We start from the raw sequence: 13,661 nt of genomic DNA on the forward strand, positions 1-13,661 counted from the left end.
GCAAAACTCCTATCAGGACAGGAAAATAAGACCGATATAAAACAAAAAAACAGAAAGCAATGAAAAATTACCATTTCCTGGCCTTGATGCTGCTAAGCTTTGTTTGTATACATCGGGTCAATGCGCAGCAAAACAGGCAGGCAAATAACATCATGTATTATTTACAACAGGAAGCTGAGGAGATAAGCAAAAGCTTTTCACCCGAAAATATCACTGCAGATGAATGGCAGCTACAACGACCTGCCAAACACCGCCAATTCATTGAAATGATGGGTTTCCGGATGGATGAAGCGCGGGTTGCCCCAACGGTAACCCGAACCGGCACCCTCCGGCAGGATGGTTTTACCATCGAGAAACTATATTACGAATCGATGCCTGGCCTGTTCGTACCGGCCAATCTTTATGTTCCGGATGGTATCACGGCTCCCAGGCCGGCCGTTGTTTACCTCTGCGGGCATGCACATGGACAGAAAGCCCATTATCAGGCCCACGCTCGGCGACTTGCAGCATTGGGCTTTGTGGTGTTAATTTTTGATACCATCCAGTTTGGAGAGGTAAGGGGCCATCACTGGGGCCCCTACAATCAGGGTTGGTTTCACTGGTACTCCAGGGGTTATAACCCTGCCGCAGTAGAATTGTGGAATGCCATACGTGGACTGGATTACCTGGCTACCCGCAAAGAGGTGGATATGGACAATATCGGCGTAACAGGCATATCGGGAGGGGGCTCACAGACCTGGTACCTGGCTGCAGCCGACTCCAGAATCAAGGCCGCAGCCCCGGTTTGTGGAGCAGGCACGCTGGATTCGCAGATAGGCGAACGAAGAATAGACGGTCATTGCGACTGCATGATGCCCAACAATGGCTTTCAAAGCGGCTTTCAGGAGATTGGTGCGCTGATAGCACCCAGACCGCTTTTAATTGCACAATCTGACCAGGATGAACTCTATGGCATCACATCCACAAAAGACTTTTACCATAAGTTAAGGCAATTTTATCAAAATTTTGGCGCGGCAGGGAATATTGACCTCGTGATAACTCCAGGTGGACATTCCTATCACAAACGCTCCCGTACAGCCATATTTTCCTTCTTTTTGCAGCACCTGATGGGAAAAAGCGTTGCTCCCGGGCAACTGGCCGACATCGAGACCAATGTGGCGAATTTACCCGGGGAAGATCTTCTGCAGGTGTATGGTGAGACTGCGCCGGAAGGCGACATTACGCCCTTCATACAGGATCATTTTCTGGCAGTCCGGACAGTTCCGGAAATCAACACAGAACAGGATCTTAAAAACCATCAGAAAGCTGTAAAAGATTACCTGCTCAGCAGGACATTCGGCGCCTTTCCGGCGGTACCGGAGGCACTGGATGGGCAACAAATCTACCAGACCGCTGATCTGGCCCCAAATGGCAACAAAACTTTTTCTTTTACAAGTGAGCAGGGGTGGAGATTGAAATTGAATCTTTTTTACCGCAAAGCACAGGCGGAAAAGAATCCGCTGGTGGTCATACTCAGGAGCCCCGGTGAAGAACGCTGGGATAGTGAAGGTTTCGCCCAAAAGATAGCCAAAGGGAAAAATGTAGCCTACCTAGAAGTCCGCGGTACCGGAGAAGTAGGATGGGCGCCTGAATTAAATTGGCATGTACGGCGTGCTTCGGCCTGGACAGGACGGACGATTGCTTCCATGCAGGTTTATGATGCGCTTCGGGCACTGGCTTTTGCCAGGACATTACCCGGCGTAGATCCGGAAAAAGTAAGTATAGCAGGCAGAGAAGGTATGGGAGCGGTAGCACTGTATGCTGCCTTTCTGGACGGAAACTGCGAGCAGGTCATTTTAAAAGATCCTCCGACCAGCCATGACCAGCCCAGTCCCGCAAATGGAAGGGATTTCCCGCTTGAGTTATTAAATGTACTGCGAATCACAGATTTGTACCAACTCCCCGCACTGGTATCGCCTGCTCAGGTAGTTTTTGAGGGGGAAATACCCGAAGCATTTGACTGGTCCGCAGGGATACTTGAAAAAACAGGAAGAGCTCCATTCAAAAAGGCAGGCTCATGAAAATTGTTGTTTGATCTGAGAGGACTGCTTGCGTAAATTACATGCAGGAAAAGGTTAAACTGCCTTATACTGAAAACACCCATCTGCCCTACATGAGGAGAGAAAGGATTTTTGGTCCGGTCTAGTGCTCCCAAAGAATTTGGGGTAACTCCAGCGGCACGGCCAAACCCCTGACATGGGGGACCAGCCGGATGGTATAGTTTGCAATAGGTATGGAAGCGGGTGCCTTTCCCTTATAGCTGTAATATCCATTATCGGCAGCATTTTCCTCCCGCTGCATTAGCGGCAATTTTCCATGGCTTCCCGCTGAAAAAATCTCAACAACAAGCCATTCAGGATCAATTGCACCTAATGACAAGGACACCTGAAAACAATATTCATCTCCTTCGGTGCTGGTCAGAACTTCGCCAAAAGAAATATGAGCCCAATTGCTTTCGAGCTGCTCCCTGACTTCAAAAAGCTTCTTGCCCAATGCTCCCCTTGTCGCATTCCGTTCCAGGAAATTGTGTGCAGCAGGCAAATAATAATCTTCCGTATATTGCCTCACAGTCCTGTTTGCTGAGAATTCCGGAGCCAGTTTAGACATGCTGTTTCGTATCCTTTGAATCCAACTTTTCGGGAGGCCATCTGAATGGCGTGTATAAAACTCGGGGATTACCTTACCTTCCAGTAAGTCATACAGTGCTGCAGCCTCCATTTCATCAGAAAGCCCCTGCCCGGTAGGATTCTGCGCATTACCCAGTGCCCAGCCCAGCTCAGGAGCAAAGGCTTCGGCCCACCAGCCATCCAGGGTGGAAAGATTTAATCCCCCATTGACCAGTACTTTCATTCCGCTGGTACCGCAGGCCTCCCAGGGTGGCCGAGGTGTATTTATCCAAACATCCACACCGCTTACCAACTGCTCGGTGATACCCATATCATAGTCGCTAAGGAAAACCAGGCGATGGTGCAAACCGTTTTCATCTATAAATTGGATCCATTCCCTGATCAGCGCCTTGCCTGCCTCATCACCTGGCCCTGCTTTACCAGCCAGCACCAATTGGACCGGATAGGATGTTTGGCTGAGCAGGCGAACCAATCTACTTTTGTCCTTCAGCAGTAAATTGGTTCGCTTATAGGGCACAAACCTGCGTGCAAAACCGAGGGTCAGGGCCTTTGGATCAAAAATTTCATTCAGGTCCAGTTGCTGGTGATCTAACCTTCCACCCAATTTGGATTGACGCTCAAAAATGCGGCGGATATATTGGACCAAACTTTCCCTACACACATTTCGGAGTTCCCAAAGGGCTTCATCCGTCAGCAGACAGATGGCTGATTCCATCTCAAACAGATCACCCCTCCACCTTTCTTTTCCACAGGCCTTCGTCCAAACCTTATCGGAATACTCATTGTCCCAGGTAGGCATGTGAACACCATTGGTAACATGCCCCACCGGTACCTCTTCAATGGGCCAACGGGGAAACAAATCGCTGAATAATTGCCTGCTCACCGCACCGTGCAACCGGCTGACACCGTTCGCAGCCCCACTTCCACGCAAGGCCAACAAAGCCATATTGAAATATTCCTGATGATCGGCAGGATTTTTCCTTCCCAAAGCCAATAATTTTTCGACGCTGATCCCAAGGTCTTCTCTCGCGTAGGGACCGAGTATATTGTCGATAAGCCGGGGATGGAAGTGGTCGAATCCGGCCGGCACCGCCGTATGGGTAGTAAATACATTACCAGGTCTCGAAAGAAAGAAGGCTTCCTCAAACGAACATCCGCTTTCCTTCATGATGTCCTCAGCCCTTGCCAAAACGACAAAGGCCGAGTGACCTTCATTCAGATGGCAGACTTCTGGCTTCATGTCCATTGCAGCGAGTAATTTCCAGCCGCCAATCCCCAGGATCAGTTCCTGCTTTATACGCATGTCGGATCCTCCTCCATACAGTTCATTGGTGATCCCCCGGTGAACCGGCAAATTTGCAGGATCATTGCTATCCATCAGAAAAAGCCTCACACTACCCGCCTTTACCTCCCAGGTGCGAAGCCAGAGCTTAAAAGCTCCGAGACGTACTGCAATCCTCAACCATTCTCCATTTGCTTTTCTCAGGGGAACAACAGGAACCTGCCCCGGATCATTGTAGGTTTGGATCGCCTGCTGGTTACCTTCCTGGTCGATTACCTGTCGGAAATAACCCTGTTGGTAGAATAACCCAACTCCGGAAAGCGGCAGACCCAAATCACTGGCTGATTTTAACTGATCGCCTGCGACATTGCCCAGGCCTCCTACATAAATGGGAAGCGCTTCGTTCAGCATGAATTCCATACTGAAATAAGCCACATGTGTGAGCGGAGCATGGGGATATTTTACGGGAAACCAGGCTGGATTTGTGGCTGCTGTTTCCCTTTTTTGCAACAATTCATCCAGTTTTTTCCTGAATGGTGGATCTTCGAGGAGTTGCTCCAGTTTATTTTTTGAAACAGTTTGTAACACCAGCCATGGATTCTGGGTCTGATCCCAAAGCTCAGGATCAACTTGTCGCCACAATTTATCGGCCGCATGATTCCAGGACCAGCGCATGTCTAAGGCCAGTGTAGCGAGTTTTACAACTTCATTTCTATCCGTTGGCAGAAAACCGTACAGTTGCTGGGTATTTATTGGATTACCGTCCACAGTTTTTGGGGATAATGTGAATACAGGCAAATTTCTACCGAGATATTTTCAGGCAATCGCCATATTTACCTGCCGGATTTTAGAAAGTCTGCCTCCTTTTACCTCAAGAACGGTGCACCGTCCTATCTTCAACCCCTGCCCGGTTCCTGAAGCATTTCCCCAATATACGGCTGATTTATTTATTCCTGGTCCAGTCGGCCCTTGATTTCTTTTATTCTTTCCCGAATGGTAAGCTCTGCCACACTGACTCCATCGGAGACAGCCGTTAGAAAAGACGCTACCTCACCCTTGTGATCCGTAGACCTGCCTGTTTTTACATCTACATAGCGCATCGTCGTCCACAACAAGGTTTTTAACTCCTCTTTGTTGTCATCTGTCATGTAGTATTCTACCACCAAAGAATGGTGATCGTGCCAGATGACCCTGCTCATGATGCGTACCCACTCCCCCACTCTCGCCGGTTTGATATAGGAAATATTGTGGTTGTAGACCACCCAGGCCGCATTGTATTTTCTGATAAAATCAATCATCTCCACTCCATAAAGTTTGGGTACCTGGTCCTCTCTGGCATTGAAAAAATAATCAAAATATTTGGCATTATTCAGGTGCTGCAAGGGATCACAGTCCTGAAAACGGATTACTACCCTGCTTTCAGTTTCTTTGGGATAATGCTTTTCTTTATCTAACTCAAACATACCGTCGTGTTTTGTGGTGGATACCTGCAAATATATATGATTAAAATCATTATGGGGAATAGCTATAATTTTGCTAAATTAATGCCAAAACAAATTGACTATGAAGATTCTTGTCCCGACAGATTTATCAGAAAATGCTGAAAATGCGTTGGCTTTTGCCAAAGCCTATGCTTTACAACAGGATGCAAGCATCACCTTGTTGTACTCTTATTATGCGGTATATGATTTTGCAGCTCAGGCAGCAGAAATCATACAAACGATAGAAAATGATGCCAAAAAAGCATTAAAGAAAGCCATTAAATCCTATGGAGATGGTGTTCAAATGGATTATAAAATCATCCAGGGTACGGTTTCTACTGCGGTCTATGCGACGGTATCCAATGGAGATTACGATTTGGTGATCATGGGAACACAAGGGGCAAGTGGGATCAAAAAAAAATTAATCGGGTCTAACACCGCTACGGTGATCAAGGAAAGCGAAGTACCTGTAATTGCAGTTCCTTTCGGAGCTTCTTTTGATGCTGTTCGTGAAATTGATGTGGCTTTGGAATTAGAAAATGAAAACGAAGGGATGTTCAAAAAGCTGATATCGCTGACCGAAACCTGGAATTTGCCTTATCGCGTCATACATGTCATCACCAAACCGGACTTTAATAAAAAAATACTATTCAGAGGCATTGAATCCTATGTAAATGAAAACTTCCCAGACAGCGAATTCACCTTCGAAAAGCTCGAAGATGAAGATGTTGACAAAGCTCTGGACCATTTCCTGGAGGATAAACCAGCGTGCATGCTGGTGATGTTTTCTAAGGACAAAGGCTTCTTTGATCTCCTGTTCAAATCAAGCCACAGTGTAGAAATGGCCTATCATACGCACCTACCCCTTTTGGTGATCAAATAAATGAGAATGAAAGCAGTAGTGGTTACCAAACCCGGAAAACCGGAAGTCTTACAAATAGAAGAAAGAAATACACCCGTCCCGGCAGCCCATGAAGTCCTTATCAGGGTAAGGGCAGCCGGCGTAAACCGGCCTGACCTTGCCCAGCGCGTGGGTAAATATCCGGCTCCGGATGGGGTGCCTGCAGACATTCCCGGCCTGGAAGTTTCGGGAACAATAGAAGCACTGGGAGAAACGGTAAAAAACTGGGAAATCGGAGACCAGGTATGTGCGCTGATCGCCGGAGGGGGCTATGCTGAATATGCGGTCGCTCCGGCAAGCCAATGTTTGACCATTCCCGAAGGTGTCTCACTGGAAGAGGCAGCCTCCCTTCCGGAAACTTTTTTCACGGTCTGGAACAATATGTTTTACAAAGGGCACTTTCAGGCCGGCGACAAAGTACTGGTACATGGTGGCAGCAGCGGCATCGGCGTAGCTGCCATACAGATGATCACTGCGCTGGACGGTATCGTTTTCACCACCGCAGGCACGGAAGAAAAATGCAGGATCTGTGAGCATCTGGGAGCCCGGATAGCCGTAAATTACCGGAAGGATGATTTTGAAGAAAAAATAAGAGAACAAACAGGAAGTGACGGCATAGATATCATTCTCGACATGGTGGGGGGAGCATACACTTTAAAAAACATTCGATTGTTGGCTAATAAGGGACGGCTCATCATGATCAATGCCATGCAAAATAAAATTGGCGAGGTAGACCTGATCCGCGTGATGAAAAAGGAACTTGTGCTCACCGGATCAACATTGAGACCGAAATCTATCGCCTATAAGGGCCAACTGGCCACGCAATTGATGGGCCAGATATGGCCACTGTTTCCTGACCGGATCAAACCTTTGGTCCATACCGCTTTCCCCCTTGCTGAAGCCTACCGGGCCCACGAGCTCATGGAAAGCTCGACGCATATTGGAAAAATACTTCTGTTTGCATAAACGAACAGTGCTCCGGTCAATAGGACGCCTGAAGCGGAAACTCCCTGGAATAGTGCCCGCCCGGAGTAGAACAGGCATCAGCAATAGGATGAGTATCAACCCGCGGGGATGCTCCCGACCCAGGATTGAGACAAGCGATGTACCCAGCTAAAGACAAATGACAGACCAATGAAAATATCAATACTATTCCTCTGCTCCCTGGCAATAATAGGGTCTTGTAAAACCCAAACCGAAGATTTAAACCTCGGTGAAACTGCCATAGTTTTTGAAAATGCGAATGTCATCGATGTGCGGTCCGGGAAAAACGAAAACTTGCACGTGGTCGTTGACGGCCAATTGATCGATCGGCTTATCCCTGCTGGTAAGCATTTCGACTGGGGAGCAGCCAAAGTGGTTGACGCAGGAGGCAAATACCTTTTACCGGGTTTGGCTGAAATGCACGCGCATATCCCGGACCGGGACTGGGATGATCCCCTTATTGCAGAAACACTATTCCTGTACCTTGCTAACGGCGTCACTACCATCAGGGGAATGTTGGGCCAACCGGAGCACCTGCCTCTAAGGGAAAAAGCTTCCAGTCAGGAAATCCTTTCTCCAAGGATATTCACTTCCAGCCCCTCCCTCAACGGCACTACTGTCAGGACCCCTGCCGAGGCCCGGGAAAAGGTAACCGCCTATGCCAATGAGGGATATGATTTTCTGAAACTTCATCCGGGTATCCGTAAACACGTGTTTGACACCCTCGCAAAAACTGCAGGAGAACTGGGCATTCCGTATGCTGGCCATGTGTCTAATTTAGTGGGTATCAGGCATGCCCTGGCAAATGGCTACCGGACCGTGGATCATATTGATGGGTTTCTGGAAGGATTGGTACCGGAGGATGCCGGAGTAAACCCTACAGAGAATGGTTTTTTCGGATTCAATTTTACAGATCTGGCGGAAAGGAGCAATATTGAAGCGCTCGTCGCGCTGAGTAAGGAAAACAAAGTTTGGGTAGTACCTACCCAGGCACTTTTTGATCGTTGGTTTTCGCCCATTCCGTCCTCAGAATTGGCTGGCGAGCCAGAAATGAAGTACATGTCCAAAGCAACCCGGACCAACTGGATAGAGAGCAAAAAGAACCTTACTGAACGTGGGGATTTTGATGCAGAGAAATGGCAGAGATTTCAGGAAATCAGGTATCAGCTTATCCGATCCCTGCAGAAAGAGGGCCAGGGCTTGTTGCTGGGCTCTGATGCCCCACAGGTTTTCAATGTGCCCGGATTTTCGATTCACCATGAATTGCAGGGCATGCTGGATGCAGGACTTGACCCATTGGAAGCCATTCAAATCGGAACGATAAACCCTGCCACCTTTTTTGGTGGTAATTTTGGGGAAATAAAAAAAGGGATGGAAGCCGATATGATTTTGTTGCAGGAAAATCCGATAAATGACCTGGAGCATCTCAAAAACCCCCTCGGCGTGATGGTAAGGGGACAATGGATCGACCAAAATACCATTCAGAAAAAACTGGCGTCAATTGCGGATAAATACGAATAGCAATTGGACGCTGCTGCCAGCCCATTGGCCCGTTTGGCAGAGAAACATCCCCTGCATACATCAGATAGAAGCTGGATTTTTTAAAAAAATGTGGTTTATTTACATTTTAGGAATGGAGACCAGCAAGGCAAATAAAACGAAAACATGAGACCCTATATTTTAGCAGAAACAAATTGGAAGGCACTTAGAGAAGAAAAAATAGAGCTGGCCGTGCTACCATGGGCGGCGACAGAAGCACACAATTACCACCTGCCCTATGGAACAGACATATACGAAGCTGATGCAATCGCCGCTGGTGCCGGAAAAATCGCCTGGGAACAGGGTGCCAGGGTAATGGTCTTGCCGACCATTCCCTTTGGAGTAAACACGGGGCAGTCCGATATTTACCTCGACATGAACCTCAACCCAAGCACCCAACTCGCCATTATCAAAGACCTGACAACTGTTTTGCATCGGCAGGGAATCCCAAAATTATTGGTTTTAAACAGTCATGGAGGCAACGATTTCAAAACCATACTCCGGGAGATCGGGCTTCAGTTTCCGGAGATGTTTTTCAGTACCTGCAACTGGTTTCAGGCCATGGACAAAAGCCAATACTTTGAGCATATGGGAGACCATGCGGATGAAATGGAAACAAGCCTGATCATGTACCTCCATGCTCATCTGGTAAGTCCGCTATCCGAGGCCGGAGACGGGGCTGAAAAAAAATCCAGAATCAAGGGCATCAGGGAAGGCTGGGCCTGGGCGGAAAGAAAATGGTCTATGGTCTCTGAAGATACAGGCATAGGTAATCCCAAAGCTTCCAGTAAGGAGAAGGGAGCCCGCTTTTTCAAAGACGTCACCGAGAAAGTAGCTCAACTCATGATCGATTTGGAAAAACTTGACCTCAACGATCGCTACGAATAAAGCCCTGTATTTTATGAAATGTACTATGAATTTCATTTTGGCAGGTATTCTGGCCACCTCCACAGCTTTGATTTTTTTTTCTGTTCCAGAAGCCACCGCCCGGCAATCGGGTGTGCCCTACTCGCGCCAGGACAGTCTGAGGGGCAGCATTACGCCTGAGCGAGAATGGTGGGACCTTACTTTTTACCATCTGGATATAGAAGTCAACCCCAAAAGAAAGACGATATCGGGAAAAAACACGGTACACTACAAAGTCATCGGACAGGGGCAGACGCTACAAATTGACCTGCAGGAACCCATGGAAATAATCGCTTTCAGGCAGGGAGGAAAGGAGCTGAGTCATGAGAGAGAAGGAAATGCCTACTTTGTAAATCTCGATGCTCCGCAGCAAACAGGAACCATGCAGCGTCTGGAAATTGCCTTTGAGGGGGAGCCCAGGGTCAGTTATAACCCTCCCTGGAGCGGTGGCCTTACCTGGGAAAAAGACCAGAAGGGCAAACCCTTTATAGCCAATGCCAATCAGGGTGACGGCGCCAGTCTCTGGTGGCCGTGTAAAGACCACATGTACGATGAACCCGACAGCATGCTGATCAGCGTAAAAGTACCGGATCCGCTAATGAATGTCTCCAACGGACGGCTTCGGGAAATAGAAAAGCATGATGATGGCAAAACCACCTATCACTGGTTTGTAGGCAGCCCGATCGCCAACTATGGTGTGAATATAAGCATTGCAGATTATGCCCATTTTTCGGAGGAATATCTGGGTGAGAATGGGATCCTGACATTGGATTACTATGTTTTGAAAGAAAATCTGGCAAAAGCCAAAGTCCAGTTTCGAGATGTACCCAGACTGATGCGTGCTTTTGAATATTGGTTTGGACCCTACCCATTCTACAAGGATGGGTTTAAACTGATAGAAGTTCCCTATCTGGGCATGGAGCACCAATCGGCAGTGACCTATGGCAACGGGTACCAGCAAGGGTATAAGGGAAAGGATTTCAGTGAGACGGGCTGGGGAATGACCTTTGACTACATTATTATTCATGAAGCTGCCCACGAATGGTTTGCCAATAACATCACCTACAGGGATATCGCAGACATGTGGATCCACGAAAGTTTTACCACCTATGCGGAAAGTTTGTTTTTGGATTACCATTACGGCGTCAATGCCGGAAATGCCTACCTTCAAGGTGCCAGACAGGTGATCAAAAATGATATCCCCATTATCGGTGATTATGGTGTAAATCAGCGCGGATCTGGCGACATGTATTTTAAAGGAGCCAATATCCTGCATACGCTACGGCAATGGATCGCAGATGATGACAAATGGCGAAAAATACTGCGGAAAATGAATGAAACATTTTATCACAAAACAGTAACCAGCCAGGAAATTGAGTCCTTTCTGATACAGGAGACCGGATTGCCGCTCCGATCGTTTTTTGATCAGTACCTGCGCACTGCCGAGGTGCCCATTTTTGAGTATTACTGGAAAGGTAAACAGCTCTACTACCGCTGGCAGGCAGCGGCGGAAGGCTTTTCTATGCCCTTGAAAGTCATTCAACAAGACAAAACTCATTTGCTTGATCCTACAGCAGAATGGAAAAGCACCGACATCCTGATACCAAATGAACCAATTTTCGCTGATCCAAATGTGTATGTTTTCCCGAGGCCAATTCAGCCGCCTACGGAATAAATAAAAAAACCTTACCCGTTAAAATTGAAAAAAAATTAATACTGTACGTTAATAAAGACCGTAAATGGATAAAAATAAGAAAATCGCGATCATTGGATGTGGCAACCTGGGCCTGTCCATTGTCAACGGACTTTTGTCTACCTCAGGCTTTGATGGTAAAAATCTGACAGTTACCAAAAGGCATCCTGAAAGCTTGTTTTACCTGCAGTCACAAGGGGTAAAAGTCCTTGCAGACAACAAAGAGGCCGTAAAAGAAGCTGATTTCGTTATCCTGGGAGTAAAACCCTACAATATCAAGCCTGTATTGCAGGAGATCAGGCCTTTTCTGACCAAAGATAAGCAGGTAATCGCCTCTCTGGCAGCCGGAGTCACCATTGAGCGCATCAAAAATGAACTGGAGACCGGCACCACGGTATTCCGGGTGATGCCCAATATTGCGGCCGATATAAAAGAGTCTGTTACCTGCATATGTGGTGAAAATTTCACGACTGAATCTGAAGAGGTGGTCAAATCCATATTCAATTGTGTAGGCATCTCCATCACCATAGAAGAACACCTGATGGAAGCCGCCACCGTACTGGGCGCCTGCGGTACCGCCTTTGTACTCCGGTTTATGCGGGCCATGACTCAGGGGGGTATTCAAATCGGTTTTGATGCAAAAACAGCGAATAAAATTGTCAATCAAACTGTAAAAGGCGCTGCGGAACTGATCATCCAGAAAGGAATTCACCCGGAAGCAGCTATAGATAAAGTGACCACACCGAAGGGATCCACGATCAAGGGATTGAACGAGATGGAGCATCATGGCTTCAGCTCTGCCATGGTAAGGGGAGTAGTGGCCTCCTACGAAGACATCAGAAAATAAGTGGACGCAATCAGAGGTAAGACAAGGAATCGAAATTTGGCCGGCACCTTTAAGCCGATAGTCTCCTATAAACCGGACAAGACAGCAGGTCTATACCATCTCAAAGCAGTTACAAATGAAAAACATCATCCCCTGGCTAATGGGAATAACCATATTCCTGCTGGTCGGCTACATGCTCGGCCCTAAAGAAAAAATTCAGGACCTCAGTGGCTTTTATCCCGAAGTGCCCGATGAGCTGCACGAACTGGAAGCATACGTCAATGGAATGGAGGATACAGTAAAAGGTCTTAAGAATAATAATGAAGCCAGAATAGTCTGGGCTGACAGTACAAAAAAGGAAAAAACTGCCTTCAGTATACTCTACGTACATGGTTTTGGTGCCAGCCAGATGGAAGGTGATCCGGTACACCGTAAGATTGCAGCACATTTCGGAGCCAACCTGTATTTAAGCCGCCTGCCGGAACATGGAATCGAAAGGCCCAATGCGTTTGAATACCTGGATGCAGCTAAACTGGTGCAGGGCGCCAGGGAGGCCTATATGATCGCCCGGGAGCTGGGCGATCAGGTCATCGTCATCGGCACCTCCATGGGCGGAGCATTGTCGCTGATACTGGCTGAGGAAAGACCCGATATTCATGCTGTCCTTCTTTACTCACCTTGCATCGCCATTTATGGCGACAAACTGGACCCGTTGTTTCAACCCTGGATGAAGCAACTGATGGAACTAACCATGACCGAAAACGGGATAATGGTGATGCCGCGGGAGGAAGAGGAAGGGAAGTACTGGTCCGGAAGGCTTCACATCAATGCCTATACCAGTCTGGGTATCCTGGTGAAAAGCAAGATGAATCAGGAAACCTTCGAAAAAGTCAGGCAGCCGCTATTTCTGGGCTATTATTACAAAGATGAGGAAAACCAGGACAAGGTAGTGTCTGTACCTGCCATGCTGCAAATGTATGAGCTGATCAGCACGCCCAGCCATTTGAAGCAAAAAATCAGCTTTCCGGATGCTGCTGACCATGTCATTGCCTCAGACATTAAAACCGAAAATTGGGCGAAAGTTCTGGAAGCATCTATTGAATTTCTGGAGCAGGTAGTCAAGGTACCTGTACCTGAAATGCTGCCTGCCGATTGATTGATAAGCAAGCGGAGAAAAAAAAAGAAAGCCACCCCGGTGGAGTGGCTTTGGATCTTTAGAATCCGTTAATAGCCCCCGCAATCAAACTGATTGCCAGCAGGACCAGAAACAGATAAAAGATGATTTTTGCGATGGATGCCAATCCGGACGCCAGTCCGGAAAAGCCCAATACAGCAGCAATTAATGCCACAACTAAAAACGTGATTACCCAGGTCAGCATGGTT

11 protein-coding genes are annotated in these 13,661 nt (G+C 47.6%); 8 read left to right on the forward strand and 3 right to left on the reverse strand.

Annotated elements, in window-relative coordinates; all coding sequences use genetic code 11:
• The first annotated feature begins 59 nt into the window (after positions 1 to 59).
• Positions 60 to 2,060: an alpha/beta hydrolase gene (locus BUB19_RS11860; RefSeq protein WP_143156014.1), complete on the forward strand. Its 2,001-nt coding sequence runs from the start codon at positions 60 to 62 to the stop codon at positions 2,058 to 2,060.
• A 121-nt stretch (positions 2,061 to 2,181) separates the two neighbouring features.
• Here BUB19_RS11860 and glgP read toward each other — a convergent pair whose 3' ends face one another.
• Together glgP and BUB19_RS11870 are read right to left on the reverse strand one after the other, a co-directional pair.
• Positions 2,182 to 4,716, reverse strand: a complete 2,535-nt coding sequence (glgP, locus tag BUB19_RS11865) for an alpha-glucan family phosphorylase (RefSeq protein WP_073094767.1) — start codon at positions 4,714 to 4,716, stop codon at positions 2,182 to 2,184.
• Between the two features lie 179 nt (positions 4,717 to 4,895).
• The gene (locus tag BUB19_RS11870) at positions 4,896 to 5,411 is read right to left on the reverse strand and encodes an acyl-CoA thioesterase (protein ID WP_073094768.1); all 516 of its coding nucleotides are present in this window, start codon (positions 5,409 to 5,411) and stop codon (positions 4,896 to 4,898) included.
• A 100-nt stretch (positions 5,412 to 5,511) separates the two neighbouring features.
• Between BUB19_RS11870 and BUB19_RS11875 the strand changes: the two genes are divergently transcribed.
• The 7 genes from BUB19_RS11875 (at position 5,512) to BUB19_RS11905 (ending at position 13,434) form a co-directional block, all read left to right on the forward strand.
• On the forward strand, positions 5,512 to 6,312 hold the full coding sequence (locus BUB19_RS11875) for a universal stress protein (protein WP_073094769.1): 801 nt from the start codon (positions 5,512 to 5,514) through the stop codon (positions 6,310 to 6,312).
• A gap of 6 nt (positions 6,313 to 6,318) precedes the next feature.
• Positions 6,319 to 7,296 (forward strand): NAD(P)H-quinone oxidoreductase, encoded by a 978-nt coding sequence (locus BUB19_RS11880; protein ID WP_073094905.1) that lies wholly within the window; start codon positions 6,319 to 6,321, stop codon positions 7,294 to 7,296.
• Between the two features lie 168 nt (positions 7,297 to 7,464).
• The gene (locus BUB19_RS11885) at positions 7,465 to 8,835 is read left to right on the forward strand and encodes an amidohydrolase family protein (protein ID WP_073094770.1); all 1,371 of its coding nucleotides are present in this window, start codon (positions 7,465 to 7,467) and stop codon (positions 8,833 to 8,835) included.
• Positions 8,836 to 8,979: 144 nt separating this feature from the next.
• Positions 8,980 to 9,741 (forward strand): creatininase family protein, encoded by a 762-nt coding sequence (locus tag BUB19_RS11890; RefSeq protein ID WP_073094771.1) that lies wholly within the window; start codon positions 8,980 to 8,982, stop codon positions 9,739 to 9,741.
• Positions 9,742 to 9,766: 25 nt separating this feature from the next.
• A complete protein-coding gene (locus tag BUB19_RS11895; RefSeq protein ID WP_143156015.1) occupies positions 9,767 to 11,434 on the forward strand; it encodes a M1 family metallopeptidase in 1,668 nt (555 codons plus the stop codon).
• Positions 11,435 to 11,498: 64 nt separating this feature from the next.
• Positions 11,499 to 12,299 (forward strand): pyrroline-5-carboxylate reductase, encoded by an 801-nt coding sequence (gene proC / locus BUB19_RS11900; protein WP_073094773.1) that lies wholly within the window; start codon positions 11,499 to 11,501, stop codon positions 12,297 to 12,299.
• Between the two features lie 115 nt (positions 12,300 to 12,414).
• Positions 12,415 to 13,434, forward strand: a complete 1,020-nt coding sequence (locus BUB19_RS11905) for an alpha/beta hydrolase (RefSeq protein ID WP_073094774.1) — start codon at positions 12,415 to 12,417, stop codon at positions 13,432 to 13,434.
• 58 nt (positions 13,435 to 13,492) lie between these two features.
• Here BUB19_RS11905 and BUB19_RS11910 read toward each other — a convergent pair whose 3' ends face one another.
• The gene (locus BUB19_RS11910; RefSeq protein WP_073094775.1) at positions 13,493 to 13,657 is read right to left on the reverse strand and encodes a DUF1328 domain-containing protein; all 165 of its coding nucleotides are present in this window, start codon (positions 13,655 to 13,657) and stop codon (positions 13,493 to 13,495) included.
• Positions 13,658 to 13,661 lie beyond the last annotated feature (4 nt).

The organism is Cyclobacterium lianum, from assembly GCF_900143075.1.
GTDB classification, from domain to species: domain Bacteria; phylum Bacteroidota; class Bacteroidia; order Cytophagales; family Cyclobacteriaceae; genus Cyclobacterium; species Cyclobacterium lianum.

What these genes read in the sequence shown, in the direction of transcription:
- BUB19_RS11895 (WP_143156015.1), top strand. Translation starts at nt 9,767, where the DNA reads ATGAATTTCATTTTGGCAGGTATTCTGGCCACCTCCACAGCTTTGATT.
- BUB19_RS11870 (WP_073094768.1), bottom strand. Translation starts at nt 5,411, where the DNA reads ATGTTTGAGTTAGATAAAGAAAAGCATTATCCCAAAGAAACTGAAAGC.
- BUB19_RS11910 (WP_073094775.1), bottom strand. Translation starts at nt 13,657, where the DNA reads ATGCTGACCTGGGTAATCACGTTTTTAGTTGTGGCATTAATTGCTGCT.
- BUB19_RS11905 (WP_073094774.1), top strand. Translation starts at nt 12,415, where the DNA reads ATGAAAAACATCATCCCCTGGCTAATGGGAATAACCATATTCCTGCTG.
- BUB19_RS11880 (WP_073094905.1), top strand. Translation starts at nt 6,319, where the DNA reads ATGAAAGCAGTAGTGGTTACCAAACCCGGAAAACCGGAAGTCTTACAA.
- BUB19_RS11890 (WP_073094771.1), top strand. Translation starts at nt 8,980, where the DNA reads ATGAGACCCTATATTTTAGCAGAAACAAATTGGAAGGCACTTAGAGAA.
- BUB19_RS11885 (WP_073094770.1), top strand. Translation starts at nt 7,465, where the DNA reads ATGAAAATATCAATACTATTCCTCTGCTCCCTGGCAATAATAGGGTCT.
- proC (WP_073094773.1), top strand. Translation starts at nt 11,499, where the DNA reads ATGGATAAAAATAAGAAAATCGCGATCATTGGATGTGGCAACCTGGGC.
- BUB19_RS11875 (WP_073094769.1), top strand. Translation starts at nt 5,512, where the DNA reads ATGAAGATTCTTGTCCCGACAGATTTATCAGAAAATGCTGAAAATGCG.
- BUB19_RS11860 (WP_143156014.1), top strand. Translation starts at nt 60, where the DNA reads ATGAAAAATTACCATTTCCTGGCCTTGATGCTGCTAAGCTTTGTTTGT.